This is a genomic window from Paenarthrobacter sp. RAF54_2, from assembly GCF_052113945.1.
Taxonomy (GTDB): Bacteria; Actinomycetota; Actinomycetes; order Actinomycetales; family Micrococcaceae; genus Arthrobacter.
On the sequence record NZ_JBFRDV010000019.1, the window covers coordinates 74,438 to 100,941 of the forward strand.

Consider the following 26,504-nt stretch of genomic DNA (forward strand, 5'->3'; position numbering starts at 1 on the left):
CCGAACCTGCCCGGCGGGTAGCCTAGTCCCATGGATCAAACCGCCGCAGTTCCCGCCCAGCAGTCCGCCGCTGCCGGCGCCCCCGTGCCCACTGCCAGCCTTTCCGGCTTGGCGTTTTCCAAGGGCCATGGAACGGGCAATGATTTCGTCCTGATTGCTGATCCCGGTGATGTCCACGAGATCTCTCCCGAGCAAGTAGCACAGCTGTGCGACAGGCATCGGGGGATAGGTGGCGACGGTCTTATCCGTGCTGTTCCTTCGCGGTATCTGCCCGAAGGCCGCGTCCTGCTCGAGCAGGACGCCTCTGCGGAATGGTTCATGGACTACCGTAACGGCGATGGCTCGTTGTCGGAGATGTGCGGCAACGGCGTCCGCGTCTTCGTGCATTTCCTGATTGCCGAAGGCCTGGTAGAGCTTGGTCCGGGTCAGTCCTTGACCATCGGAACACGTGGCGGGATTAAGAAGATTGTGCGCACGGCCGACGGCTACGCCGTGGATATGGGCCCTTGGGAATTCATTTTCCCTGCAGAAGCACAAAGCAAAGCCATGGATGCCTTGGTCAGCGCAGACGGCCTGGAAGTGGCCAGGCCCGGCCTCTCCGTCAGCATGGGCAACCCGCACACTGTGGTTGCGCTTGCCGAGCTCAGCGAACTCTCCGCTACGAAATTATTCACCGCTCCAGCAGTGGATCCCAAGCCTGCAAACGGCACCAACGTCGAGTTTGTAGTACCCGCAGAGCCGCTGGTTCACGACGGCGTGGGAACCATCACCATGCGCGTCCACGAGCGTGGAGTCGGCGAAACCCAATCGTGTGGCACCGGGGCTTGTGCCGCCGCCGTCGCGATCCGTCATTGGGCTGGCAGCAGCGCCCCCAACTCTTGGCACGTCAACGTTCCCGGTGGCGTGGTGGACGTGAAGTTCTTCCCGGGTGAGGATGGCCGGGAACACGTTGAGCTCAGCGGCCCCGCAGTCATTGTGGCTGGTGGGATGCTTTCCTGACGCGAAGGATCCTGAAAGACTTCGAAGTGCTCTCGCGGGAAACCGTGAAGGACTTGTCCAGTTCGTTGGCCAGCCAGCGTTGGAGGGAGTCCGAGCCCAGGTTCTTCTGAACCACCATCCACGCGTTGCCGCCAGGTGCCAGCCGGGGCAGCCACGTCAGGAGCAGCGAGTGTAGTTCGTCCTTGCCGATGCGGATAGGCGGGTTGGACCAGATCGTGTCGAATTCGACGCCGGGGTCTACCTCATCCGGGAGGCTGGCCTTCACGTTGTTCAAGCCCAGGGCAGCCGCGTTCTCGTTGGTCAACGCGATGCAGCGCTCGTTGACATCCACGGCGTAGACCTGTGCCAGGGGCGCCATGAGCCCCATCGTGAGGGCGACAGGACCCCAACCGCACCCAATATCCAGCAGGTTGCCCCGGGGCGAAGGCGGTGGAACCTCGGCCAAAAGTACCTTGGTGCCCTTGTCCACACCGTCGGGGCTGAAGATGCCCGACGACGTCTGCACATGACGGGTAGCTCCAGCCAGTTCCACAGTGAGGGGCTTGCGGGTGAACGGACCGGCCGGTTGGGCGCTGAAATAGTGTGCAGACTCCATAATTTGCCAGATTAGTTGGCTATCGGCGGCTTGGGAAACTGCCCTCGGGCCGGGACAGTTTGACAGTGCTGCTAATGTGGAAGGCATGTTCTTGATCTTTGAGTAATCAGCCCGAGCCGACCCTTTCACGTCGGCAAGGCACCTGCCCGCGATGCAGGCCCGCTTGGCGTATCAGCCCAGCTCATGGCCATTCCGCCCGCAGGTTCCGTCCGGCAGACTCCGCAATCGCCCGTTGTTGGTTGATCGCCGTTGCTCAGTAGAACATGTCCCACCCCAGCTGTCGCGAAAGCAGTGGCCCTGCCATCTGCTGTTAGCTCTTGGTTTATGGGTTTGGCGATGAATTCTCCTGCAGGACAGGACCTCCCGCGGACCAACCCGCTCGATCCAAGCACCACAGGAGGCCCTATATGGCCGAAGCTCGTCAGCCCACCGCGAATACCGTCCCATTGGACGCAAAACAGCACTATTCTGGATATGCCGAACAGTCTAAGGAGACCATGACCACCCAGAAGCACTCCGGATCCGATTCCGACGCCCAGGACATGAGTCCTGAACAAATCCAGGCCGTCATTGACCGGATTCTTTCCAAGGATGTACCCGCACAGGCATCCGATGACAATGATGCCAAAGGTGTTTTCGGCAGGGCACAAGCGATCTCCACGCTTGACCACGAACACAGCATTTACGACGGCGACCAGGAAGACCTGGCGGACCGACGTGCGCTCCGCCGCACCGCGGGCCTTTCCACCGAACTCGAAGACGTCACAGAGGTTGAGTACCGGCAGCTGCGCCTGGAGCGCGTTGTCCTGGCTGGCCTGTGGACAGAAGGCACTTTGGCTGACGCCGAGAATTCGCTTCGCGAACTCGCAGCATTGGCAGAGACAGCAGGATCCGAGGTCCTAGACGGCCTGGTTCAGCGGCGCACAAAGCCGGACCCCGGCACGTTCCTCGGATCGGGCAAGGCCCAGGAACTCAAGGACATCGTGGCCGCCACTGGCGCCGATACCGTGGTGGTCGACACCGAGCTTTCCCCCTCGCAGCGACGCGGACTTGAGGACATCGTCAAGGTCAAGGTGGTGGACAGGACCACGCTGATCCTGGATATCTTCGCGCAGCATGCCAAGAGTCGCGAAGGTAAGGCACAGGTTGAACTCGCACAGCTGGAGTACCTGCTTCCCAGGCTTCGTGGTTGGGGTGACTCCATGTCCCGCCAGGCCGGTGGCCAAGTGGGTGGAGCCGGTGCCGGTATGGGTTCGCGTGGTCCAGGTGAAACAAAGATCGAGCTTGACCGCCGAAGGATCCGGACGCGCATGGCCAAGCTGCGTCGGGAGATCGCCGCGATGAAGCCGGCGCGCGAGACCAAGCGGGCCAACCGCCGTCGTAATGCCGTACCCTCGGTCGCAATCGCCGGCTATACCAACGCTGGAAAGTCTTCGCTCCTGAACCGGCTGACCGATGCTGGGGTGCTGGTGGAAAACGCCCTGTTCGCCACCCTGGACCCGACCGTCAGGAAGGCACAGACCCCGGATGGCATCGGCTACACGCTGGCTGACACCGTTGGATTCGTCCGCTCGCTGCCTACGCAGCTGGTGGAAGCCTTCCGCTCCACACTGGAAGAAGTAGCGGACGCAGACCTGATCCTGCATGTCGTGGATGCCTCCCACCCGGACCCGGAAGGGCAAATCGCGGCGGTGCGTGCTGTGTTCACCGAGGTTGACGCCCGCAAGGTTCCGGAAATCATCGTCCTGAACAAGGTGGACGTAGCGGATCCTTTCGTCGTGGAACGCCTGAAGCAGAAAGAGCCGCGGCACGCCGTGGTTTCCACCCGCACGGGCCAGGGCATACCTGAACTCCTGGAAGAGATCAGCCGGTCGATTCCCCGGCCGGGAGTCCGCCTCGAGGTCCTCATCCCGTATGACCGTGGTGACATGGTCAACAAGCTGCACAACTCCGATTCGGAAATCCTGAGCCTCGAGCACGAGGAAAACGGAACCCGCGTGGTGGCCATGGTTCGTGAAGGATTGGCCGCCGAGCTGGAGTCATTCGTCAGCAATGGTTGAGAAGGTCGCGGCGGACGTCGTCGAGTCAGTGGGGGAGAAGTTCACCCTCGAGCTGTTGGACAAAGCTGTTGACGGGATGGGCGGTCAAAGCCGTTCAGGCCAGCACGAGATGGCAAGGCAAGTCACCAGGGCCATCGAGTCCGGTGAACATCTGCTGGTCCAGGCCGGAACGGGAACGGGTAAGTCCTTGGCTTACCTGATTCCGTTGATCGCCCATTCCATGGACAGCGACAAACCGACGCTTGTGTCCACCGCTACCTTGGCCCTGCAAACACAGATTGTGGGCCGGGACCTGCCCCGGCTGTTGGAGACGATAAGCCCGGCCCTCGAGCGTCCCGTGAACGTGGCGCTCGTCAAGGGCCGGGCAAACTATGTTTGCCTGCAAAAGCTGGAGGGTGGCTTCCCCAGTGAAGAACCGTCAGAGGGCCAACTTTTTTCCCTGGGTGAGGACACCAGCGTGCCGCATTTCGCAGCAGCGGTTGGCGGCCCGTCGTCGCAATTGGGCAAGGAAGTCATCCGGCTCCGTGAATGGGCCGAAAAGACGGCCACGGGCGACCGCGATGAACTGATGCCGGGCGTTACCGACCGCGCCTGGAGGCAGGTCTCCGTGACGTCCATGGAGTGCCTCGGAGCGCAAAAGTGCCCGCTCGCTGAGGAATGCTTCAGCGAGCAGGCGCGGGCCCGGGCGGCTGAGGCGGACGTCGTGGTCACCAACCATGCCATGCTTGCCGTCAGTGCCTTCGAAGGGCTTGCTGTACTGCCCGAGTACGACGTCGTTGTGGTTGATGAAGCTCATGAGCTGCAGGACAGGGTCACGGGGGCCGTCACGGGCCAGCTGTCCGTAGCAATGGTGCATGCTGCGGCTTCGAGCGCGCGTAAGCACACCGCCATTACCGTAGACGCCCTGAACGCGGCAGCCGACCGACTGGACATGGCCATTGCCGGAGTCCCCAACGGACTGCTGCCCAACGGGCTCAACGACGAACAACTGGACTGCCTGGACCAACTGCGTGATGCCACACGCGCTGCGTTGTCTGACTCGAAGACTGACTCTTCAAACGCGGTCGACGGCGGCCGGCAGCTTGCGCGCTCACGGCTCATGCTCATTCTGGAACTGTGCGAGCGGATGCTCGCAGCCAAGGAGAACCGCGAAGTGGTGTGGTTCTCCAGGAACAGCACCTTCGATCCCCAGCAGGGGTACTCCCCGCCGGATGAGACCGCTCCCGCACTGATCAACATCGCTCCGCTTAGCGTTGCCGGCCGGCTGCGGGAAGGCCTTTTCGCAGGGCACACAGTGGTGCTTACTTCTGCCACGCTCGCTATTGGATCCGCCTTTGAGCCTGCCGCCGGTGGCCTGGGGCTGATTGGAGAGGGTGCACCGAGCTGGACTGGGTTGGACGTCGGATCGCCTTTTGATTATCCGAAGCAGGGCGTCCTTTACGTGGCCAAGCACCTGCCCAAGCCCGGCAGGGGCACTTCTCCTGAAGCCCTCGATGAGCTAGAAGACCTCATCCGTGCATCCGGCGGGGGAGCACTGTGCCTGTTCTCCTCACGTCGGGCGGCCGAGGAAGCCGCAGAGGCGATGCGCCCACGTCTGGATGTGGACATCCTCTGCCAGGGCGAATCCACTATGGCAGCACTGGTGAAGCAGTTTGCCGATGAACCGGACACCTGCCTCTTCGGCACCATGTCCCTGTGGCAGGGCGTCGACGTCCCTGGCGGTTCATGCCGCCTTGTGGTGATTGACCGCATTCCGTTCCCCCGGCCCGATGATCCGCTGATGACTGCTCGCTCGCGGGCCGTTGCGCAATCTGGGGGCAACGGGTTCATGGCGGTGTCAGCTACGCACGCGGCAATTCGTCTGGCTCAGGGAGCAGGACGCCTCATCCGTTCTACCGGCGATAAAGGCGTGGTCGCCGTCCTGGACTCACGGCTATCCACCGAAAGGTACGGCGGGTTCCTGCGTGCCGCTTTGCCACCCTTCTGGGCAACGACGGATCGTAATGTTGTGCGCGGCGTCCTGGAACGCTTGAGCGGGAAGAAAACGTAGGCGAACGCCTTAGAGGGAGCGCAGGACCGAAACGACCTTGCCCATAATGGTGGCTTGGTCTCCCAGTATCGGTTCGTACTGCGTGTTCTGGGGGAGCAGCCACGTGTGGCCGTCCCGCTGGCGGAAGGTTTTTACCGTGGCTTCGTCATCCAGGAGTGCTGCCACGATGTCACCGTTGATGGCGTCATTCTGGCGCCGGACAACTACCCAGTCACCGTCACAAATTGCGGCGTCGATCATTGAGTCACCAGCGACCTTCAGCATGAACAGTTCGCCGTGGCCCACCAGTTGCCGGGGCAGGGGCAGGACGTCCTCAATAGTCTGGTCTGCGAGGATGGGGCCACCGGCCGCGATGCGTCCCACCAGGGGCACCATGGCGGTGTCGCTGGCACTGGCCAACTCCGTCACGGCGAGTCCACCTGCGCTACGCAGTGTGGTAGCTGCTTCGACTCCGGGAATTGTCCCGCCGTCAAGGGTCAAAGGCATGAGGACTTCCATGGCGCGGGGGCGCTTGGGATCTCTGCGCAGGTAGCCGAGCTTCTCCAACTGGGAGAGCTGATGGGTGACGCTGGACAGGCTCGCCAGACCAACGGTGTCACCAATTTCGCGCATGCTGGGCGGATAGCCGTTGTCATTGACGGACCGCTGGATAGTTTCCAGGATTTTCTTCTGCCGGACAGTCAGGCTTTTGGGACTCTTTTGAGGCTGCTGGCTCCGCAGGGGTACCCCGCCGCCGGTGGCTTTCGCTGCCATGTTCGCCAATGCCCTTCTGTTCCGCCCGGTCACGGTCTGAAGTGTGCCCGGGGATGTTGGATCTGAAAAAATGTCAGACCCTCCTGTTCCACTGAAACAGTGCCTGTTTCTTCACTCAAACCTAGGCCAGGCACAGGCGTTTATCAAACATTCGTTCTAGCGAGTCTCGACACCGTTCGTTGATAAGTGCTAAAAATGTCATAGCAAGGTTCGAATATGTGTTCTATAAAAGTTGAACCTGGCTCGGATGTTCGAAGAAAGTGTTCGAATATCCGAGGCGGGTCCAACGAACACAAGGAATTGGCAGCCGGCAACGGGCATCCGATGCAGGCAATCGCTCAGAAGGGCTCAGCTCATGTCCGCAATCTCTACGTTCCACGAATTCCGCAACACCCCGGCGCCTACGCGTCTCCGGCTTACCCGGCGCGGCAGGATCGTGTTCTTCGGCATCCCCGCCATGCTGCTGCTTGCCGCGCTGCTGAGCCTTGCCGGCTTCATCAACTCTCCGGCCAAGGCTTCGGATTCCCAGTCCCAACTGCAGCCGCCGGTGGCCGTCACGGTTACTGTCCAGCCCGGGCAGTCACTGTGGGGCATCGCCGGTGCGGCCGCGCCGGAGCGGGACCCGCGTGATGTCATCGCAGAAATCATCCAGTTGAACGATCTCCGCGGAGGACGCATCCAACCCGGCCAGCAACTGTTCGTTCCCGCCAATTGAGTAGCCAGACGGCCGTGAGTGGGCGTCCCTGGCGTCACAGTTACTCTGCAGTCGCACCGGCACCTTAAACTGTCTTGGTGAGTGACCAGCTTGAGCGACTTGACCGACTTCCCCTCCGGACCAACCTGCGTGGACTGAGCCCCTATGGCGCGCCGCAGCTTGATGTCCCCATTTTGCTCAACGTCAACGAGAACACCCATGGCGTGCCGGCCGATGTGCAAGCGGCCATTACCGAGGCCGTTGCGGCCGCGGCCATGGGCCTGAACCGATACCCTGACCGCGAGTTCACCGAACTTCGTGAATCCCTCGCCGATTACCTCGGTCACGGGCTTTCCGCGGACAACATCTGGGCGGCCAACGGCTCCAACGAGGTCCTGCAGCAGATTCTGCAGGCCTTCGGAGGTCCGGGGCGCAAGGCATTGGGCTTCCCTCCCACGTATTCCATGTACCCGCTGCTCGCCAGTGGCACGGACACTGAGTACGTCCGTGGAGTGCGAGCTGATGACTATGGCCTGGATGCGGCTTCCGCTGCTGCCCAGGTGAAGGAGACTGGCGCGAATATCGTGTTCCTGTGCTCTCCGAACAACCCCACGGGAACGGGTCTCGGCCTGGATGTGGTCGAAGCCGTGTATGAAGCCGGCGAGGCCAGCCAGGCTATCGTCATCGTGGATGAGGCCTACCACGAGTTCGCGCACGAGAACACGCCCAGCGCGCTGACGCTGCTTCCCGGGCGGGAGCGTTTGATCGTCTCGCGCACCATGAGCAAGGCCTTTGCCCTGGCAGGTGCGCGCCTGGGCTACATGGCTGCCGCACCTGAGGTTGCTGACGCCATCAGGCTCGTCCGGCTGCCTTACCACCTCTCAGCGGTCACGCAAGCCACGGCCCTGGCTGCCCTCAACCACCGCGAAGCGCTCATGGCCGACGTCGAGGACATCAAGGTCCAACGGGACCGGATTGTGACCGAGCTCCTCCGAATGGGACTCAAGCCGGCGGCTTCGGACTCGAACTATGTGTTCTTCGGTGGGCTTTCGAACCCACATGCGATCTGGCAGGGCTTGCTGGATGCGGGCGTCCTGATCCGCGACGTCGGCATTCCCGGACACTTGCGGGTGACTGCAGGAACAGAAAAGGAAACAACGGCCTTCCTTGAGGCCTTGGAAGCCCTTCTGGACAGCCCTGCGTCCCAGCCCAACTAAACTTGTCAATAGACCCACCCCATTCTTCGTGTATAAGGACGTCCCAATGAGCGAAACCGGCGCCAAGCCGTCCGCTGACCGCACTGCGCGCATGGAGCGCACCACCAGCGAATCCTCCGTCCTGGTGGAGATCAACCTGGATGGCACCGGTGTCTCGGACATCAGCACCACGGTTCCCTTCTATGACCACATGCTGACGGCGTTGTGCAAGCACTCCCTGATCGACATGACCGTCAAGGCCACGGGTGACACCCACATCGATGCCCACCACACCGTGGAGGATGTGGCCATTACTTTTGGTGAGGTCTTGCGTACTGCCTTGGGCAACAAAGCCGGAATCCGCCGCTTTGGCGAAGCTACGGTTCCATTGGACGAAGCCTTGGCGCACGCTGTCGTGGATGTTTCGGGGCGCCCATATCTGGTGCACGGAGGAGAACCCGCGGGGCAGGAGTACCACCTCATCGGTGGCCACTTCACGGGTTCGCTGACCCGTCACGTCTTTGAAGCCATCACGTTGCACGCCGGTATCTGCCTGCACATGAACGTCCTTGCAGGCCGCGATCCGCACCACATCGTCGAGGCCCAGTTCAAAGCCTTCGCGCGGGCTCTTCGCTCGGCAGTGGAGTCGGATCCCCGTGTCGAGGGCATTCCATCCACCAAGGGGGCGCTATGAGCGGGCAAATCCTGAAGGACGGTGCGGTTACTGACGCTTCGGCTAACCTCAAGCCGGAGTCCCCTGAAGGTAAGCCCACGGTTACCGTGCTGGACTACGGTTCGGGCAACGTCCGTTCAGCTGTTCGCGCCCTTGAGCGTGCGGGCGCCGAAGTGGTTCTCAGCTCCAAGCCTGAGGATGTGCTGAATGCCGACGGGCTGCTGGTCCCCGGCGTCGGCGCCTTTGAAACGGTAATGAAGGAACTCAAGGCCGTCGATGCCATCCGCATGATCGGCCGCCGCGTCGCAGGTGGGCGGCCTGTCCTGGCAATCTGCGTTGGGCTGCAGGTGCTCTTCGAAGCCGGAGTCGAGCACGGCACCGAGTCCGAGGGCATGGCCGAATGGCCGGGCAAGGTTGAACTCCTTCCCGCCCCTGTGGTTCCTCACATGGGTTGGAACACGGTGGACGTCCCTGAAGGATCAAAGCTTTTCGCGGGCGTTGAGCAGGAACGCTTCTACTTTGTGCACTCATACGGCGTGCAGGAGTGGAACTTCGACGTCGTCCAGCCTCGGATGGCCCCACCTCTGGTGACCTGGTCCGAGCACGGTGCACGCTTTATCGCCGCTGTCGAAAACGGCCCCCTGTGCGCAACCCAGTTCCACCCCGAGAAATCCGGAGACGCCGGGGCGCGCCTCCTGCGCAACTGGGTGGACGGCCTTCGCAAGCCTGGATCCACGGTGGCACAGGCTCCGGCAGCGGACGATCGTGGTGCAGCCTAAATGTGGTCGGTAGTGCTCATGGGCCTTGCCGGCGTGCTGGTGGGTGGAGGTATCTCTTTCCACCAGCAGAAGAAGCCACTGTGGGTTTCCGTCTCTTTCTACGTGCTGGCGGGGATGTCCCTGCTGGCCGCCTATCTCCTGACGCTGCCAGGCAACTGAACGCCCCGCGTCCCCATCAACTCCTAGGACACACATGACCACCTCAGCCCAGTCCGTTCTGGAACTCCTCCCCGCCGTCGACATCGTTGATGGCCAGGCAGTCCGCCTGCTGCAAGGCGAGGCAGGCTCGGAAACCAGCTACGGCACGCCTCTGGAAGCTGCCTTGAACTGGCAGAACGCCGGTGCTGAGTGGGTGCACATGGTGGACCTCGACGCCGCTTTTGGCCGTGGCAACAACGCGGACCTCATCAGCGAGGTCGTGTCCCAGCTCAACGTCAAGGTTGAGTTGTCCGGCGGCCTGCGGGATGACGAGTCGCTGGAACGCGCCCTGGAATTGGGCGTGGAGCGGGTTAACCTCGGTACAGCAGCATTGGAGAACCCTGAGTGGACACGGCGCGCCATCGACCGATTCGGTGACAAGATCGCCGTCGGCCTCGATGTCCGAGGTACCACCCTGGCCGGTCGCGGCTGGACCAAAGAAGGCGGCGACCTCTGGGAAGTTCTTGCCCGCTTGGAGGACGCCGGCTGCGCACGCTACGTGGTTACCGACGTCACCAAAGACGGAACGCTGCAGGGCCCGAACGTTGACTTGCTGCGCCAGATGGTGCAGAAAACGGGCAAGCCCGTAGTCGCTTCAGGCGGTATCTCCAGCCTCGAGGATCTGCGCGTGCTTCGCGAGCTCGTGCCCTTGGGCGTCGAGGGTGCGATTGTTGGCAAAGCCCTGTACGCAGGTGCTTTCACTCTGCCCGAAGCCCTGGACGTAGCCGGCCGCCGCTGATGACAGCATCACGACGCGAACTTCCGGGCCATATTGCTGCTGCCTTGGCCGGCGCCGGCGGAGCTACAGACTCGGCGGGGCAACCTTGGGAAGGCCGCAGCCTTAGTGGTGACGATGCCAAGATCCACAATTTCGAGGACGACGACGGTTCGGCGGATTCAGGTTACCTCGCTGCGGTTGCTGCACTGCTGAATGGGACGGGCAGTGAGGCGGAGGTTGTAGCTTCACTCGCGACCGCCCGGGTCTTCGTTCCCGTGGTAGCCCAGCTCGCCGAGGAAGCCGAAGGTGTTCATGGGCTGCACGGGGACAAGCAGGCCGATATGGCATTAGTCACACTCAAGGCCCCTGATGGTCGGAAGGCCATGCCCGTGTTCACGACGGCCGCTGCTCTTGAAGCCTGGCATGCGGACGCCCGGCCGGTAGCTGTTTATGCGGCAAGGGCTGCCCTTTCGGCCGTTTCCGAAGGCGCACAATTGCTGGTGCTGGACCCCGGTTCCGCGTTCACGTTCGTGGTTCGGCGGCCAGCCATGTGGGCGTTGGCGCAGCAGCGGGACTGGACGCCGTCTTACCTTGATGATCAACTGGAGTCTGCTCTCGCTTCACAGGCCGAGGCGTTTCCGGCGGTGCGCCGAGTCAAAACACAGACCGGTGGTGGCGTCGCCTGCGTGACGGCGGATGGCCGGGCGGTCCCAGGCGGAGGCGCTGGCCCGGAACTGCGGATAGTGCTGTTCCTTGAGGACGGACTCGACGCCGTATCCGTCCAGTCGCTGGTGGCTGACCTGAATGAGGCGTGGGCGCAGCTGGAATCGTTTGCCGAGGGCGTCGACTCCATCGAAGTAAAACTGCAACGTGCGGCGCAGGAGCCTGGGCTGCACTAGCGGCAGTACCCGTCCACCGGGGACTGCCCCGGGGGAACAAGAGGAATTAGTCCGTGAACTTCGCTCTCTACAAAGAGATGCTGTCTATCCGCCCTGTCCGGCGGCTCCTGCTGGTGGGCATGATCGCCCGCATCCCACATTCGGCGGCTGGCGTGCTCCTGACGTTGCACATTGTCCTGACGCTGGGGGAGGGCTATGCCGCCGCGGGCGCCGCTGCCGCCGTCATGACCATTGGCATTGCCGTGGGGGCGCCTTGGCGTGGTCGGCGCGTGGACATGGTGGGCCTGCGGAAGGCCCTGATCCCATCCGTCATCTCGGAAACAGTCATTTGGTCCATTGTTCCGCACGTCCCGTACGCCTGGTTGCTTCCCTTGGTCTTCGTGGGGGGCTTGTTCACGTTGCCGATCTTCAGCGTGGTCCGTCAATCGCTGGGTGTCATGGTGGACGGGGACCAGCGACGCTCGGCGTTTGCGCTGGATTCCATAGCCACTGAACTCGTGTTCATGATCGGCCCGGCTGTTGGTGCGATCGTCGCCACGAGCGGCTTCTCGGCAGTGGGACTCACCGCGGTGGGCATCTCTGTTTCCGTGGCTGGCCTGTTCTTGATCTGGTTCAACCCTCCCACCCGCAGCGATCCCAACTGCACCCCGGAGGAATCTGCGGCACGCGCTGCCGCCGACCTTGCCGCTGCCGAGGCGGCCATGGTGGCCTCCGCACCAGGTCACGTGCAGGAGGCGGCGTCTGAAATGGCGCCGGCAGCCGTGTCCCGCACAGCCGGCCTTCGGAATCGCGTGGCCCGCAATTTCACCTGGTTTACAGTTTCCGTTGCGGCCCTTTTCGCCGTAGCTGCGGGATCGGGGATGGTACTTAGCGGCTCCGACGTCAGTATCGTTGGCCTGTTGGAGCGCGGCGGTCACCAGAACGAGATCGGCATCGTCTTCTTCTTCTGGTGTGCGGCATCGGTTGTGGGTGGACTCATTTATGGAGCCATGAACCGTTCGGTCTCTCCCATGCTGCTGTTGTTGGGCATGGCCGCGCTCACCATCCCGATGGGTTTCGCACACGACACCTGGACGCTTGCCCTGCTCTCGATTCTCCCGGGTCTTCTTTGCGCTCCGGTGTTGTCGGCGTCGTCGGAGAAGGTGGCGGACCTCGTGGATGAGGAACGCCGCGGGGAGGCCATGGGGTGGTACGGATCCGCGCTAACGGCTGGCATTGCCTTCGGCGCGCCCCTTGCCGGGATATTTATTGACACTGTGGGCCCGTCCGGAGGTTTTGCCTCCGTCGGAACCGCAGGGGTCGTACTTTGCATCGCGGGCTTCGCCCTCATGTCCAAGCGGCGCCGGGCCCGCGTGTAGCTCCAACGACGGTAAATCTTCAGTGATGCCGCAGCAGTATGATGACGGCGGCATTAACGACGACGGCGGCCCCGACCACATGTGGGCGGGGCCGCCGTCGTATGTACTTGGGGCCGTTGCCTCGCGGAAAGCCAACTGGAGGGAGCGCAGTCCATCACGCAAAGGCCCGGCATGCTGGGAACCGATTTCGGGGGCAGCTGCCGTTACGAGGCCAGCCAATGCAGTGATGAGCTTGCGGGCCTCGTCAAGGTCTTTGAGGTCTTCTGCGTTGGGGTCATCGGCAAGGCCGACCTTCACAGCGGCGGCGCTCATCAGGTGGACCGCGCCGGTGGTGATGACTTCTACTGCCGCAACTTCCGCGATGTCGCGGATCTGTTGGGAAACCCCGGCATCGGCGGCGGGGACTGTGGCGGTGTCCTCGGAGTAGGAGTTGCGCGAATTGCTGTCTTCAGTGCTCATACTGGTAAGCTTGTCACAGACCGACTGGAAGTCGTTATTCGCATTAAATGCTCCCGCCCCGTGCAATGTGCGCTTGGCGGGTTATTTCTGTAGAATTGATTTTCAGTTTGCAAGCGGAGTTCTCTCCCACCCGCGTCAGCCGTTTTCCCTTCGGGGAACAGGATTCCTTCACGGAACAAGAGGTTGCCGGGTACTGGTCGGACGCTCAGAGGCCCAGCCTCCGGAGTGCGTGCTTCTCTACAAGGGAGCACACCCGATCCTTGAGGCCWTCGATTGCACCAGCAATTGGAGGCCTTCTCTATTTGCCGGTGAAACTCACCACAACCACAGGAGCTTTAACATTAGCGAGCCAAGAATCAATGAGCGTATCCGCGTCCCCGAGGTGCGGCTGGTCGGCCCTGCCGGCGAACAGGTAGGAATCGTCCGCATCGAGGACGCCCTGCGTCTTGCTGCCGAATCCGATCTCGATCTCGTTGAAGTTGCCCCGCAGGCTAAGCCTCCTGTTTGCAAGTTGATGGACTTCGGCAAGTACAAGTACGAAGCTGCCGTGAAGGCGCGTGAGGCCCGCAAGAACCAGACCAACACGGTTCTGAAGGAAATCCGTTTCCGCCTCAAGATCGACAAGCACGACTACGAAACCAAGCGCGGACATGCACTTCGCTTCCTCGGCGCTGGTGACAAGGTCAAGGCAATGATCCAGTTCCGTGGCCGCGAACAGCAGCGTCCGGAGATGGGCATCCGCCTGCTTCAGAAGTTTGCTGAAGACGTCGCCGAGGTTGGCATTGTTGAGTCCAGCCCACGCATCGATGGTCGCAACATGGTCATGGTGATCGGTCCGCTGAAGAACAAGGCCGAAGCCAAGGCTGAAGCCCGGCGTGCAGCCCAGCGTGCCGAAGCCAAGGCACAGAACGAGGCCAAGGCCTCCGGACGCGTGGACACCACGGGCGACCAGGCTCCGCTGACGCAGACCCTGGGCGACCTTCTTCCGGCAGGCCTGCTTGCTTCCGAAGAAGAGCCCAAGCAGGAAACTGTGGAGGCTCCCGAGGCTGAAACACCCATTGCCGAAGAGGCTCCGGTTGTTGAGGAAGCGCCCGTAGCTGAAGAGGCTCCGGTTGTTGAGGAAGCACCCGTAGTTGAAGAGGCGCCGGTTGTTGAGGAAGCTCCGGTAGTCGAAGAGGCGCCGGTAGCTGAAGCGGCTCCGGTAGTCGAAGAAGCACCCGTGGTTGAGAAAGCCCCGGCTGTGAAGGCTGCACCGGCGGAGAAAGCACCGGCCCCCAAGGCCGCCCCCGCACCGGCAGCTCCGAGGCCAGCTGTTCCGGCTGCTGCCCCGAAGCCTGCAGTTCCCTCGGCTCCGAAGCCCGTCGCCAAGCCGGCAGCTCCCAAGCCGGCAGCTCGGCCCGCAGCCCCCAAGGCTGCGCCGAAGCCTGCATCACGCAAGACCAACTAGTTCAACGCCGCGGAGGCCCTGGCCTCCAACGGCAAGCAACCAGCACGCCGGCCCTTGTAGGCCGGCTGCACGAAAGAACTGCGGACTTTGTCCGTGGACACGTAAGGAGATCGGTTCCCATGCCGAAGATGAAGACCCACAGCGGTGCTAAGAAGCGCTTCAAGCTGACCGGCACCGGCAAGCTGAAGCGTCAGCAGGCCAACCGCCGCCACTACCTGGAGCACAAGTCCTCCACGCTGACCCGTCGCCTCGCCGGCGACAAGATCGTCTTCAAGGGCGATGCCAAGGTCATCAAGAAGATGCTCGGCGTCTAAGTTCCAAGTTCTTTGGTTGCTGCCATCCGGTAGCGGCCGACTACACCAAAAGCCTTCTCAGGCCGGCCGGATTTCCGGCAGTAGCAGCTTGGGATAAAGATTTCTGAAGGAGTACGCACGTGGCACGTGTGAAGCGGGCGGTAAACGCCCACAAGAAGCGCCGGGTTATCCTCGAACGCGCCAAGGGTTACCGCGGTCAGCGTTCGCGCCTGTACCGCAAGGCCAAAGAGCAGCTGCTGCACTCGTTTGTGTACAGCTACGGCGACCGCCGCAAGAAGAAGGGCGACTTCCGTCGCCTCTGGATCCAGCGCATCAACGCTGCATCCCGCGCCAACGGCCTCACCTACAACCGCCTGATCCAGGGCCTGAAGGCCGCTGAGGTTGAGGTTGACCGCCGCATGCTGGCCGAACTGGCTGTTTCGGACGCCAACGCATTCGCCGCACTGGTGAACATTGCCAAGGCTGCCCTCCCGGCCGACACGTCTGCTCCGGCTGCCAAGGCCGAGGTTGCCGCACCGAAGGCTGCCAAGGTTGCTCCGGCTGCTGCTACCGCAACGGCTGTCAAGGCTTCTGTCTCCGAGAAGCCGGCCATCGATGGCGCYATTGCTGCCGTTGAGGGCGAAGGTGCTCCTGAAGGCCACGCCATCAAGGGCAACGCCGAGTCCAAGAAGTACCACGTACCGGGTTCCACTTGGTACGAGAACACTGCTGCTGAATACTGGTTCTCCACGGTAGAGGCTGCAAAGGCTGCCGGCTTCGAGCCGGCCGGCGGCGAAGCCCGCCAGCAGATCAAGAACTAGTCGCAACTGCCACTAAAGTTCTTTATATGAACCAAACCGGGCGCCCGCAAGACTTTCCGATGACCAACCCCCGAGCAGATCGGGTGAGGGACGTCGCCAAGCTTGCCGGGCGCCCGGCCCGTTTTAAGCGCGGCCGTTTCCTGGCTGAGGGTCCACAGGCGGTTCGCGAGGCTTTGACCCTTCACCGGGAGCGCACAGCGGCTGGCGGTGCCGCCGTCGTGCATGAAGTCTTTGCGAGCGAGGCATGCCTTGAGCGGCTCCCGGAACTCGCAGACCTTGCAGAAGGAACGCAGCTTCGGCTGGCCAGCGACGACGTCCTGGCCGCCATCGCGGACACTGTCAATCCGCAGGGCATCGTTGCCGTGTGTAGTTTTGTGGATGTCAGCCTCGAATCAGTGCTCGAAGCCGGTCCTCGCCTTATTGCGATCATGTGCCAGGTCCGGGACCCCGGCAATGCAGGCACCGTTTTGCGGGCGGCCGACGCTGCAGGTGCCGACGCCGTGGTCTTGACGGGCTCCAGCGTGGACATTTACAACCCCAAGGCGGTGAGGTCCACAGCCGGTTCGTTGTTCCACCTCCCAGTAGTACTGGGGGCTGATGTTGAAGATCTCGTCGCGCGCTGCCGGGCACAGGGGATAGGAGTCCTGGCTGCCGACGGCTATGGGACAGTAAACCTGGACCAGCTCCAGGACGAGAATGCTGCCCGGAGGCTCGGAAATGACTCCGTTGCCTCGGATTATGCCCTTGAGGCACCCACAGCCTGGTTGTTCGGGAACGAAGCCCAAGGGCTCTCCGATGCTGAACTGGCACTCGCGGATCACCGCGTAGCCGTTCCTGTTTATGGCGCTGCCGAGAGCTTGAATCTGGGTACAGCGGCCACCGTTTGCCTCTATGCAAGCGCCCGTTCGCAGCAGGGCGCCCGGGTCGGGAATGCAGAAATAGCCTGACGCCCGGTACGGTATTTCTTGCAAGATAAGACGATGACGACTCTTCTTGGCACAATCCATACTTACCCAAAACCGAAGAGGTGAAGCTTTCGTGGCTGCAAGTGGCGGTACCAAAGCGATCGTGGCGGCCCTCGCCGCGAACCTGACCATCGCTGTCCTGAAGTTCGTTGCATTCGTCCTGACACTGTCATCATCCATGCTCGCCGAGGCCATCCACTCGGTGGCCGACTCCGGCAACCAGATCCTTCTCCTGGTAGGAGGCAAGCGCGCACAGCGTGCCGCAAGCCCCGAGCACCCCTTCGGCTACGGACGCGAGCGGTACATCTACGCGTTCATCGTCTCCATTGTCTTGTTCAGCGTGGGTGGCCTCTTTGCCCTGTACGAAGCGTGGGAGAAGTTCCAGCACCCGCATGGCATCGAAGGCGACTTCTGGTGGGTGCCGTTGGCCGTCCTGGTTGGTGCCATCGTTGCCGAGTCGTTCTCCTTCCGAACCGCCATTGTGGAATCGAACCATATCCGTGGCAAGCAGACGTGGGCCAAGTTCATCCGCAACGCCAAGCAGCCCGAGCTGCCGGTCATCCTTCTGGAAGACTTTGGCGCCTTGCTGGGCTTGGCGTTCGCGCTCTTCGGCGTCAGTATGACCCTCGTCACCGGTGATGGCGTCTGGGACGCCTTCGGTACGGCCATGATCGGCCTGCTGTTGGTCGCCATTGCTGTCATCCTTGCGGTCGAGACCAAATCGCTTCTGTTGGGTGAGTCGGCTACCAAAGACGACGTCGCACGAATCACCGAGGCACTGCAGGCGGATGGCACCAGGATCATCCATCTCAAGACGATGCACCTGGGGCCGGAAGAACTGCTGGTTGCTGCCAAGATCACCATGGGTGCCGCCGATACCGGTCAGGCAATTGCCCGGGTGATTGACGACGCCGAACAGCGGATCCGGGCAGCCGTTCCGATCGCGCGGGTCATTTACCTTGAACCTGATGTTGAGCGCGTCCAGGCCTAGTCAGGTCCGCATTAAACAAAGGTGGGCTCCGCTATTTGAACTGGTCAAATAGCGGAGCCCACCTTTTTTGTTGCAGCATCCAGCAGTTGGATCACGCTCTAGCGATTTATGAGGTAGCCAGCGGCTTCCTGCGTTCCAGCAGCCCGCTGATGATGGCAACTCCCAGACCGAGGATGGCGAGGACAGCACCCACGAGGGCCGGAGCCACGTAGCCCCAGCCCCAAGCGATCACGGTCCCGCCGAGGAAGGCGCCCAGAGCGTTGGCAATGTTCAGGGCGGAGTGGTTCAGCGATGAAGCGAGCGAGGCAGCGCCCGGGGCGGCATCCAGGAGACGGGTCTGCAACGCTGGCGTGAGCATGGAGCCTATGCCGCCAACGACGAAGGCCATGATGAATGCGGACCAAGCCCAGTGCGCTGCGACTGCGTAAACGACCAATGCTGCGGCGATGCCCGGCATGACCCAATAGATGGTGCCCATGACGGACTTATCCGCAATGCGGCCGCCAATCATGTTCCCCGCAACCATCCCCAGCCCGTATAACGCCACCACTGCCGGAATGAGGCTTTCTGGTATGCCTGCCACGCCCGTCATGGTGTGCGCGATGTAGGTGTAGACGGCGAAGAACCCACCAAAGCCTATGATGCCGATCAGCAAAGCAAGCCATACCTGAAGCCGCTTGAGGGCGCCGAGTTCGCGTCGAATACTCGCCTCGGGGTGCGCTGCTTCGAAGGGGACGAATTTCCACACCATGAACACAGTAAGCAAGCCAATGGCCCCAACGATGATGAAGAGAAGCCGCCAGCCGAAGGTCTGCCCCACCCAGGTAGCCAGAGGCACCCCGATGACGTTGGAGACGGTGAGGCCTGCCATCACCATGGAGATGGCCCAGCCCCGTTTGGTGGGTGCCACCAAGCCCGCAGCGATGACAGCAGCCACACCGAAGAACGCGCCGTGGGGCAGACCGGACCCGAAACGCGAAAGCAGCATAAAACCGTAGTCGGGAGCAATGAAAGAGGTCAGGTTGGCGATGGAAAGGAACAGCATCAGCCCCAGTGCCAGGTGCTTCCTGGGAAGTTTGGCTCCGAAGGCAGCGAAGATGGGCGCTCCAATGACAACGCCCAAGGCATAGGCGGAGATGAGGTTGCCAGCCTCGGGAGTGCTGATGCCCAGTCCTTCCTCAATTTCCTTGAGAAGACCCATCATGGCGAACTCGGTGGTGCCGATGGCGAACCCTCCCATGGCCAGCGCCAGGATGGCCAAACCTAGGTGGCGCCTTGCTGCTTTGGCGACGGCCGGTGGGGACACAGTGATAGTCATGAGCCTGCTTCGTGAGGTGCCTTGAGGGCTGGGAAAAGGTGGAGAAAATCCGATAACAAGCTTAGTCCCGTGACCGTGACTTGACGTCGCTATGTGACGATCCCCATGATTCCCAGCACATAGACTGGTTCAGTGATTGGACTGGTAAACGTGGTGGGCGCCGCCGTCGTCGACTCCTTGGACGCCCCGGCCCGACTCCTTGTAGCGCGTCGCACTGCGCCGCCGCAGTTCGCCGGAATGTGGGAATTTCCAGGCGGCAAAGTAGAGGAGGGTGAGTCGGCCGAAGCAGCCCTTCATCGGGAGCTCGCGGAGGAGCTGGGAGTTATAGTTCGTCTCGGTGCGGAGCTGGAGTCCGGTGAGGCCGCGGGGTGGCCCCTCAATGAGCGCGCGGCCATGCGCGTGTGGTTGGCGGAACTCGCTGAAGGCACACCCCGTGCCCTGGAGGATCACGACGAATTGCGCTGGGTATCACTGGTTGATGAGGAAGAAGCTCTTAGCCTTGCCTGGATCCCGGCGGACTTCCCAATAGTCCGGGCATTACTGGAACGCGTGACTGCACGCGCCTAGCTGCCTAGAAAAGTGGCTCCTGCCCTGGCAACGGCGTCCCAAGGGCACTATCCGTGACCGAGGCGGCAGTGGTGGCTGGCCGGGCATTACGGTGGCTGAAGCCTTGTGTTCCAGTAAAGCCATGCTTGGCTTTGAAATGATTGATCCTGGCCGACAACCAGGAACGGTACTCTTTTGACGCATAAGATCCCTGCCCGTACAGGCGGCGGTATCGTCCTACAAGTTCGGGATGGTGGGCGGCGAGCCACTTCATGTACCACTCTCGTGTACCGGGCTTGAGGTAGAGGGCTCCCGCAGTGACGCCTGTGGCGCCGGCCTTGGAGAGTTCTGAGAACAGGGACTCAAGGGCCTCGTCTGAATCCGTGAGCCAAGGCAGGATGGGCATGGCCATCACTCCGCAACCCAAACCTGCTTCACGCAGGCGCGCGATGAGCTTGAGGCGGGCCCTCGGCGAGGGGGTGCCGGGCTCAACAATCTCAGCAAGGTCCTCGTTGGTCATGGCCAGTGAGATGCCCAGATCTACTGGGACTTGGGCGGCTGCATGCTTGAGCAGGGGAATATCCCGGGCAAGCAACGTGCCCTTGGTCAGGATCGAAAACGGTGTGCCTGAATCGGCGAGGGCCCGGATGATCCCCGGCATCAGCGCGTATCGGCCTTCGGCGCGCTGGTAGGGGTCTGTGTTGGTTCCGAGGGCAACCTGGTGCCGTTCCCAAGAGGGCTTGGCCAGTTCCTTCCGAAGGACCTCTGCCGCGTTGATCTTGACTACAACCTGGGAGTCGAAGTCGCGTCCGGCGTCGAACTCCAGGTAGGTGTGCGTCTTCCGGGCGAAGCAATAGACGCAGGCATGGCTGCAGCCCCTGTAGGGGTTCACTGTCCACTCGAAAGGCATATTGGAACCCGAAGGCACCCTGTTGAGCACTGACTTTGCGGTGACCTCATGGAAGGTGACTCCGGAGAATTCGGGTGTTGAGACGGAACGCACAAGCCCGGCCAGCGGCAGTAGTGCGTCCATGGCCGGGGCAGGGCCAGGTGCCATACTGCCAACGCTTTCGGACGCCAGTCCACGCGTTGGCGAAAGTGCTTGTGCGTCCCATCTCATGGACTCTATTCGAATGTATGTTCGAACTAATGTCAAGGACCTCAAATGCCGATTCCGGACATTGCTAAGGTTGGCCCATGATTCTGCTGACTGGCTTCGAACCGTTTGGCGAAGAGGAGGTTAATCCTTCCTGGCAGGCTGTCCTGCGCGTGCGGGACATCCTTCGCTCCGAGGGGCACAAAGTGGAAGCTCTAGAGCTGCCCTGCGTGTTCGGTGAAGCGGCGACAGTCCTGCTGGCCGCCGTCGAAACCCTGACGCCGGACGTCGTGGTGTGCACTGGATTGGCTGGAGGACGGGAAAGGGTCTCCCTGGAGCGTGTAGCCATCAATTGTGATGACGCCCGCATCCCGGATAACAAGGGCAAGCGGCCTATCGACGAGGAAGTGGTTCCTGGTGGACCGGTGGCCTACTTCTCGACGCTGCCGATCAAAGCCGCCCTACGGAACCTGCAGATCGAAGGCATCAAGGGTGAGATCTCGCAGTCTGCAGGAACCTACGTCTGCAACCACGTGTTCTATGCGCTGATGCATGCCCTCGCAAGTAAGGACGGCGTTCAGGGAGGATTTGTCCATCTTCCCTATCTTCCGGAGCAGGTGCCCGAGGGGAACCCGACGCCGTCGATGCCGCTGGAGGCCATGGCCGCTGGTATCGCAGTGGTGGTGCGGACGGCGCTCCAAGTGCCATTGGATGGACCTAGGGTTTCAAAAGTTCCCATTCCACACTGACACTTGCCGCTACCGACGACTCTCCTGCCTCGATGGGTAGTGCTTCAGCAGCGGAGGCCCTAACGAGTACACCCATCGGAATGGGGGAGCCGGGCATAGGTTGCTGGGAAATCGAAACCACGGAGCCCAGCCGGGCGGACGCTAAGGACGCGTACTGTTCAGCCCGCTGAAGCGCGTCCTGCCATGCCGCTTCCTGCGCCTGTTTAGTAACCGGGGATATATCTGCACAACCCTGCTCTATGCCGTTGATCCGGATGTCGTCCCCACCGGCGGCTACCGCGGCAGCGATGGTGGCCGGAGCTTGGGCATGTGAGCGGATGCTGACGCGAACATTGGTGGTCGCCACATAGGCAGCGACCCTCTGTCCTTGTCCCTCTACCCACACGAGGTCTGCCCGAAGGTTTAAGCCGCTGGTGCGCATATCGGCGTCCTGCAGGCCAGCCGCCCGCAAACTGGCGACGACGGCGGCGGCTGCCTGGCCGGCGTCGTCGTATGCCTTGGACGCAGTCTCCCGTCGCGTCTCCACGCCCAGAGTCAGTGTCACCAGGTCCGGAACTGCCTTGGCGCTCGCCGTTCCCGTGACGGTAATGGTGCGTTTCATGCTTCGGCCTCGATTCGATGGTCAATGTAGCCGCCCGCTGCGAGTCCAGCTTGCCGTTCAAAGAAATTCCTCGACGCCGGATTGCCCGCACGCAGCGTGGACCAGCCGGCGGCGACACCGTAGAAAACGAGGAACGGCAACCCCAGACAGTAGGCGTACTGAGTGCTGTGCCGTTCCTCGTGGGCAAGGAGCAGCTCGTTGCGTCCTGCCACGCCGTGGGCTGCGCGGTAGAGGATGACGTTCCCCACCGTAAACGCCCCGGCGTGTGGAAGCTTCCACGCATACCCTGCTGCTATCAGCAGTCCCCGAGGCCCACGCGAAATGCGCGATCGGGACGTCCGCGCGACCAGCAGCCCCAACGGTGTGGTCAGGTTCAGCATGTTGGCAACTTGCCGTAAGCGCTGCCCGGGAGTCATGAAGCCATGCTAGACCCGTGGCGTACACAAACCAGGGGTTAAATGGCGCCTGTGAGCTTCAACTAGACTGAAGGGTAGTGCCTGCCATCCGTGGTGAGCACTGCCCTTTCGTTTTGCAGGCCAGCCATGCCGGCCGCTCCCGACTCGTAGCTAAGAACAGTAGATGACTGACACTTTGCCAGGCGCTGCCATCCCGAATCCGCTGGATGAAGCCGCCATCAACGCCGCCGTTGAGGATGCGATCGCCGCGATTGCGGCTGCCTCCTCCCTCGAAGAACTCAAGGCTGTCCGCCTCGCCCACACCGGAGAGAAGTCGCCCCTGAGCCTGGCCAACCGTGAAATCGGTGGCCTCGCCAAGGAGCACAAGGCTGCGGCTGGAAAGCTCATGGGATCCTCGCGCGGCCGGGTCAACCAAGCGCTCGCAGCCCGGACCGAAGTCCTGGAAGCCGAGAACGACGCCCGGATCCTGGTGGAGGAAACCGTTGATGTCACGGCTGCTCCGCGTCGACGCCGGGCGGGAGCGCGTCATCCGCTGTCCACGCTGCAGGACCGTGTTTCGGACATCTTCGTCGGCATGGGCTGGGAAATTGCCGAAGGCCCAGAGGTCGAGTCCGAGTGGTTCAACTTTGACGCCCTGAACTTCAAGCCGGACCACCCGGCCCGTGAAATGCAGGATACGTTCTTCGTGGAGCCTCCCGAGGCACACCTGCTCATGCGCACGCACACCTCTCCGGTGCAGGTGCGTTCCATGCTGGAGCGCGAAGTTCCCATCTACGTGCTGTGCCCGGGCAAGGTGTTCCGCACTGATGAGCTCGATGCAACGCACACGCCTGTCTTCCACCAGTTCGAAGGCCTGGCGATCGATAAGAACCTGAGCATGGCCGATCTCCGTGGAACCTTGGAGCACTTCGCCCGCCAGATGTTTGGCGACGAAGCCTCCATTCGCCTGCGCCCGAACTACTTCCCGTTCACCGAGCCCTCTGCTGAGCTGGACATCTGGCACCCCGGTGCCAAGGGTGGTCCCCGCTGGATCGAATGGGGTGGCTGCGGCATGGTCAATCCCAACGTCCTCCGGGCTGCCGGCATCGACCCGGACGTCTATTCAGGTTTTGCCTTCGGCATGGGCATCGAGCGCACGCTCATGTTCCGCAACGAGGTCGGCGATATGCGCGACATGATCGAGGGCGATGTACGTTTCAGCGAGCACTTCGGGATGGAGATCTAACAGTGCGTATCCCACTTTCCTGGCTGCGTGAATTTGCGCAGGTTCCGGCCGATGCTACGGCCGAAGATGTCATGGCGGACCTGGTCAAGGTCGGTTTCGAAGAAGAAGAAGTCCACCGTCCCACGGATGAACTCACGGGTCCCATCGTGGTTGGCCAGGTGCTGAGCCTGGTCAAGGAACCGCAATCCAATGGCAAGACCATCAACTGGTGCCAGGTCCGTGTTGTCCCTGAAGGGCAGGAACAGACCCTGACTGGCGAGGGAATCGATCCCTCCGGCGTGCAGGGCATCATTTGTGGTGCCCACAACTTCGTGGAAGGCGACAAAGTTGTTGTCACGCTTCCCGGAGCTGTGCTGCCCGGAAACTTCAAGATTTCGGCGCGGAAGACTTACGGCCACCTGTCTGCGGGCATGATCGCTTCCGTCCGCGAGTTGGGTATCGGCGATGACCACGACGGAATCCTGGTCCTCTCACGGATTGGGCTGGATCCGGAAATCGGCACGGATGCGATGAAACTCCTTGGTCTCTATGACCAGGCTGCAGAAATCAACGTCACCCCGGACCGCGGCTACGCCTTCTCCATCCGTGGTGTGGCACGCGAGTACGCACACGCCACCGGAACATCCTTCGTTGACCCGGCCTCCAAGGTCAACGCTCCGGCCAGCCTCCAAGGCGGTTACGGCGTCAAGCTCAACGACGACGCCCCCATCTATGGCAAGCCGGGCTGTGACCGCTTCGTGGCACGCACAGTGCGTGGCGTGGACGCTTCCCGTCCCACGCCGCCTTGGATGTCCGCCCGTCTTCGTCTGGCCGGCGTCCGTTCCATCTCCCTGCCCGTTGATATCTCCAACTACGTCATGCTTGAGCTCGGTCAGCCGAACCACTGCTACGACCTCGACAAGCTTGCGGGCGACATCGTGGTCCGCCGTGCCGTGGCGGGGGAGAAGATCACCACTCTGGACGACAAAGAGCGCACGCTCGACGTCGAAGACCTGCTGATCACTGATGACTCCGGAGCCATCGGCATTGCCGGGGTCATGGGCGGTGCCCACACCGAGGTTTCGGATTCCACCACGAACATCCTGGTGGAAGCCGCGCACTTCGATGAAGTATCTATTGCCCGTTCGCGTCGTCGGCACAAGCTCCCGTCCGAGGCTTCCAAGCGTTTCGAGCGCGGCGTTGACTGGCACGTTGCCAGTATCGCCGCCCAGCGCGTCGTGGACCTTTTGGTTGAACTCGCTGGTGGCACAGCTGACGAGACCGGTACCGACGTCGGAACGGCCCCTGACGCCGTCACGATTGAACTGCCGGCAGAGTTCGCTGCCGCCCGTATCGGCATCGACTTCACGGAAGAGCAGATCACCACATCCCTGGTGGATCTGGGTGCTGCCGTGGAAAAGACTGCCACCGGTTACCTGGTGACGGCTCCAAGCTGGCGCAACGACCTTGAAACCAAGGAAGACCTCTCCGAGGAAATTGCCCGCTTGGTTGGTTATGACAACATCCCGGCCACCCTGCCCGTGGCGCCTCCGGGGCGTGGCCTGAGCCGCAGCCAGCAGCAGAAGCGCCGCGTCGTACAGGCACTGGCAGACGCCGGGCTGACGGAGGTCTTGTCCTATCCGTTCGTGGCCAAGGTAGCCAACGACACCTTCGGCGTGCCGACGGAAGGCGAAGAACGTGCGGCGTTGAAGCTGGCGAATCCCATCAGCGAGGAAAACGGTTACCTCCGTACGTCCATCCTGCCGGGACTGATCGAGGTTGCGCGCCGCAACCACTCCCGCGGTTTCCGTGACCTGGCACTCTACGAGGCCGGCTCTGTCTTCCTGCCCGGCGAGAAGCTCGGTACTGAATCCATTCCGCCGCTGGGCATCAAGCCTTCCGATGAGGTACTGGATGCACTGTACGACGGCGTCCCGCACCAGCCGCTGCACATCGCCGCTGTCTTGACCGGCCACGATTCGCCTGCGGCGGCGACGCACACGCCGCGTCCCTGGGACTGGGCAGATGCTTTGGATGTGGCCCGACTCATCGCGGATGTTCTCGGTGTTGAACTTGTCGTCAGCCAGGGAAGCCACCAGGCATTCCATCCCGGACGTGCCGCACAGCTCGCGCTGCGGTCAGGCGACGTGGTGGGATACGCCGGTGAGCTGCACCCGAAGCTCCTCGCAGCCCACGACATGCCAGCACGCTCTGTGGCGGTTGAGGTCAACGTGGAGGCGCTCTTTGAAGCTGCTGCCGACGTCATTGTTGCCAAGCACATCTCCGGATTCCCAGTGGCAACCCAGGATGTGGCCCTGGTCGTTCCGCAGGAGGTGCCGGCTGACCAGGTCCTTGCAGCATTGCGTGAAGGTGCGGGCGAACTCCTCGAAGACGTCGCATTATTCGATGTCTACGTTGGACCCGGGATTGAGGAAGGCAAGAAATCCTTGGCCTTCGGCCTTCGCTTCCGTGCCGACGACCGCACTTTGACGGCCGACGAGGCCTCGGAGGCCCGCGCCGGAGCCGCGGCTGTTGCTTCGGAGCGCTTCGGAGCAGTCCAGCGCTAGGCCTCTCTCTGCGAAGAAATCCCCGGAACCTCCTGGTTCCGGGGATTTTTTTCAGTTGC

26 protein-coding genes and 1 pseudogene are annotated in these 26,504 nt (G+C 62.1%); 20 read left to right on the forward strand and 7 right to left on the reverse strand.

Going from position 1 to position 26,504, the window contains the following annotated elements; all coding sequences use genetic code 11:
- The first annotated feature begins 30 nt into the window (after nt 1-30).
- Nucleotides 31-999, forward strand: coding sequence for a diaminopimelate epimerase (dapF, locus tag AB4Y87_RS18760; protein ID WP_442005799.1), 969 nt, complete (start codon nt 31-33; stop codon nt 997-999).
- Here the strand turns inward: dapF and AB4Y87_RS18765 are convergent.
- Entirely contained in the window at nt 971-1,594 is a 624-nt protein-coding gene (locus AB4Y87_RS18765; protein ID WP_442005800.1) for a class I SAM-dependent methyltransferase, read from the reverse strand. The genes dapF and AB4Y87_RS18765 overlap by 29 nt on opposite strands.
- Nucleotides 1,595-2,091: 497 nt before the next feature.
- Between AB4Y87_RS18765 and hflX the strand changes: the two genes are divergently transcribed.
- Nucleotides 2,092-3,654, forward strand: a complete 1,563-nt coding sequence (gene hflX / locus AB4Y87_RS18770) for a GTPase HflX (RefSeq protein WP_442005801.1) — start codon at nt 2,092-2,094, stop codon at nt 3,652-3,654.
- Nucleotides 3,647-5,704, forward strand: coding sequence for an ATP-dependent DNA helicase (locus AB4Y87_RS18775; RefSeq protein ID WP_442005802.1), 2,058 nt, complete (start codon nt 3,647-3,649; stop codon nt 5,702-5,704). Before hflX ends, AB4Y87_RS18775 begins: the two co-directional genes overlap by 8 nt.
- Nucleotides 5,705-5,713: 9 nt before the next feature.
- Here AB4Y87_RS18775 and lexA read toward each other — a convergent pair whose 3' ends face one another.
- On the reverse strand, nt 5,714-6,457 hold the full coding sequence (gene lexA / locus AB4Y87_RS18780) for a transcriptional repressor LexA (protein ID WP_223936589.1): 744 nt from the start codon (nt 6,455-6,457) through the stop codon (nt 5,714-5,716).
- A gap of 355 nt (nt 6,458-6,812) precedes the next feature.
- On the opposite strand from lexA, the gene AB4Y87_RS18785 reads away from it, so the two are divergent.
- From AB4Y87_RS18785 to AB4Y87_RS18820, 8 genes are all read left to right on the forward strand, one after another.
- A complete protein-coding gene (locus AB4Y87_RS18785; protein ID WP_442005803.1) occupies nt 6,813-7,172 on the forward strand; it encodes a LysM peptidoglycan-binding domain-containing protein in 360 nt (119 codons plus the stop codon).
- A 77-nt stretch (nt 7,173-7,249) separates the two neighbouring features.
- Nucleotides 7,250-8,368, forward strand: coding sequence for a histidinol-phosphate transaminase (locus AB4Y87_RS18790; RefSeq protein ID WP_442005804.1), 1,119 nt, complete (start codon nt 7,250-7,252; stop codon nt 8,366-8,368).
- 46 nt (nt 8,369-8,414) lie between these two features.
- Nucleotides 8,415-9,041 (forward strand): imidazoleglycerol-phosphate dehydratase HisB, encoded by a 627-nt coding sequence (gene hisB / locus AB4Y87_RS18795; RefSeq protein WP_216925246.1) that lies wholly within the window; start codon nt 8,415-8,417, stop codon nt 9,039-9,041.
- Entirely contained in the window at nt 9,038-9,799 is a 762-nt protein-coding gene (gene hisH / locus AB4Y87_RS18800) for an imidazole glycerol phosphate synthase subunit HisH (RefSeq protein ID WP_442005805.1), read from the forward strand. Before hisB ends, hisH begins: the two co-directional genes overlap by 4 nt.
- Nucleotides 9,800-9,958 (forward strand): hypothetical protein, encoded by a 159-nt coding sequence (locus tag AB4Y87_RS18805; RefSeq protein ID WP_216925244.1) that lies wholly within the window; start codon nt 9,800-9,802, stop codon nt 9,956-9,958.
- A gap of 34 nt (nt 9,959-9,992) precedes the next feature.
- Nucleotides 9,993-10,736 (forward strand): bifunctional 1-(5-phosphoribosyl)-5-((5-phosphoribosylamino)methylideneamino)imidazole-4-carboxamide isomerase/phosphoribosylanthranilate isomerase PriA, encoded by a 744-nt coding sequence (priA, locus tag AB4Y87_RS18810; RefSeq protein ID WP_442005806.1) that lies wholly within the window; start codon nt 9,993-9,995, stop codon nt 10,734-10,736.
- Complete coding sequence (locus tag AB4Y87_RS18815) at nt 10,736-11,614, forward strand: SseB family protein (protein WP_442005807.1); 879 nt, start codon at nt 10,736-10,738, stop codon at nt 11,612-11,614. The genes priA and AB4Y87_RS18815 overlap by 1 nt, the downstream gene beginning before the upstream one ends.
- Before the next feature lie 53 nt (nt 11,615-11,667).
- Nucleotides 11,668-12,972, forward strand: coding sequence for an MFS transporter (locus tag AB4Y87_RS18820; protein ID WP_442005808.1), 1,305 nt, complete (start codon nt 11,668-11,670; stop codon nt 12,970-12,972).
- Nucleotides 12,973-13,041: 69 nt separating this feature from the next.
- Here the strand turns inward: AB4Y87_RS18820 and AB4Y87_RS18825 are convergent.
- A pseudogene (locus tag AB4Y87_RS18825) lies at nt 13,042-13,431 on the reverse strand (DUF1844 domain-containing protein); the annotation flags it as partial.
- A gap of 382 nt (nt 13,432-13,813) precedes the next feature.
- Here AB4Y87_RS18825 and infC point away from each other — a divergent pair.
- The 5 genes from infC to AB4Y87_RS18850 all read left to right on the forward strand — a co-directional run bounded on the left by infC (nt 13,814) and on the right by AB4Y87_RS18850 (nt 17,948).
- Nucleotides 13,814-14,878, forward strand: a complete 1,065-nt coding sequence (gene infC, locus AB4Y87_RS18830; RefSeq protein ID WP_442005809.1) for a translation initiation factor IF-3 — start codon at nt 13,814-13,816, stop codon at nt 14,876-14,878.
- A gap of 119 nt (nt 14,879-14,997) precedes the next feature.
- Nucleotides 14,998-15,192 carry a 50S ribosomal protein L35 gene (gene rpmI / locus AB4Y87_RS18835; RefSeq protein ID WP_059387794.1) on the forward strand — a complete coding sequence of 65 codons (195 nt, stop codon included), beginning with the start codon at nt 14,998-15,000 and terminating at the stop codon, nt 15,190-15,192.
- A 119-nt stretch (nt 15,193-15,311) separates the two neighbouring features.
- Nucleotides 15,312-15,992 (forward strand): 50S ribosomal protein L20, sunset domain variant, encoded by a 681-nt coding sequence (gene rplT, locus AB4Y87_RS18840; RefSeq protein ID WP_431119525.1) that lies wholly within the window; start codon nt 15,312-15,314, stop codon nt 15,990-15,992.
- Nucleotides 15,993-16,018: 26 nt separating this feature from the next.
- Entirely contained in the window at nt 16,019-16,939 is a 921-nt protein-coding gene (locus AB4Y87_RS18845; RefSeq protein WP_442005810.1) for a TrmH family RNA methyltransferase, read from the forward strand.
- Between the two features lie 91 nt (nt 16,940-17,030).
- Nucleotides 17,031-17,948 carry a cation diffusion facilitator family transporter gene (locus AB4Y87_RS18850; protein ID WP_442005811.1) on the forward strand — a complete coding sequence of 306 codons (918 nt, stop codon included), beginning with the start codon at nt 17,031-17,033 and terminating at the stop codon, nt 17,946-17,948.
- Nucleotides 17,949-18,054: 106 nt separating this feature from the next.
- Here AB4Y87_RS18850 and AB4Y87_RS18855 read toward each other — a convergent pair whose 3' ends face one another.
- Nucleotides 18,055-19,266 carry an MFS transporter gene (locus AB4Y87_RS18855; RefSeq protein ID WP_442005812.1) on the reverse strand — a complete coding sequence of 404 codons (1,212 nt, stop codon included), beginning with the start codon at nt 19,264-19,266 and terminating at the stop codon, nt 18,055-18,057.
- Nucleotides 19,267-19,398: 132 nt separating this feature from the next.
- Between AB4Y87_RS18855 and AB4Y87_RS18860 the strand changes: the two genes are divergently transcribed.
- Nucleotides 19,399-19,833, forward strand: coding sequence for a (deoxy)nucleoside triphosphate pyrophosphohydrolase (locus tag AB4Y87_RS18860; protein ID WP_442005813.1), 435 nt, complete (start codon nt 19,399-19,401; stop codon nt 19,831-19,833).
- A gap of 4 nt (nt 19,834-19,837) precedes the next feature.
- Here AB4Y87_RS18860 and AB4Y87_RS18865 read toward each other — a convergent pair whose 3' ends face one another.
- Nucleotides 19,838-20,932, reverse strand: coding sequence for an Rv2578c family radical SAM protein (locus tag AB4Y87_RS18865; protein ID WP_442005814.1), 1,095 nt, complete (start codon nt 20,930-20,932; stop codon nt 19,838-19,840).
- A 77-nt stretch (nt 20,933-21,009) separates the two neighbouring features.
- Between AB4Y87_RS18865 and pcp the strand changes: the two genes are divergently transcribed.
- The gene (pcp, locus tag AB4Y87_RS18870) at nt 21,010-21,657 is read left to right on the forward strand and encodes a pyroglutamyl-peptidase I (protein WP_442005815.1); all 648 of its coding nucleotides are present in this window, start codon (nt 21,010-21,012) and stop codon (nt 21,655-21,657) included.
- Here the strand turns inward: pcp and AB4Y87_RS18875 are convergent.
- A complete protein-coding gene (locus AB4Y87_RS18875) occupies nt 21,626-22,258 on the reverse strand; it encodes an SIMPL domain-containing protein (RefSeq protein ID WP_442005816.1) in 633 nt (210 codons plus the stop codon). The two genes, pcp and AB4Y87_RS18875, sit on opposite strands and share 32 nt — an antisense overlap.
- The gene (locus tag AB4Y87_RS18880) at nt 22,255-22,674 is read right to left on the reverse strand and encodes a hypothetical protein (protein ID WP_442005817.1); all 420 of its coding nucleotides are present in this window, start codon (nt 22,672-22,674) and stop codon (nt 22,255-22,257) included. The genes AB4Y87_RS18875 and AB4Y87_RS18880 overlap by 4 nt, the downstream gene beginning before the upstream one ends.
- Before the next feature lie 163 nt (nt 22,675-22,837).
- Here AB4Y87_RS18880 and pheS point away from each other — a divergent pair, with 163 nt between their 5' ends.
- Nucleotides 22,838-23,899 carry a phenylalanine--tRNA ligase subunit alpha gene (gene pheS, locus AB4Y87_RS18885; RefSeq protein WP_223936608.1) on the forward strand — a complete coding sequence of 354 codons (1,062 nt, stop codon included), beginning with the start codon at nt 22,838-22,840 and terminating at the stop codon, nt 23,897-23,899.
- Between the two features lie 2 nt (nt 23,900-23,901).
- On the forward strand, nt 23,902-26,445 hold the full coding sequence (gene pheT, locus AB4Y87_RS18890) for a phenylalanine--tRNA ligase subunit beta (RefSeq protein WP_442005818.1): 2,544 nt from the start codon (nt 23,902-23,904) through the stop codon (nt 26,443-26,445).
- The last annotated feature ends 59 nt before the right edge of the window (nt 26,446-26,504 follow it).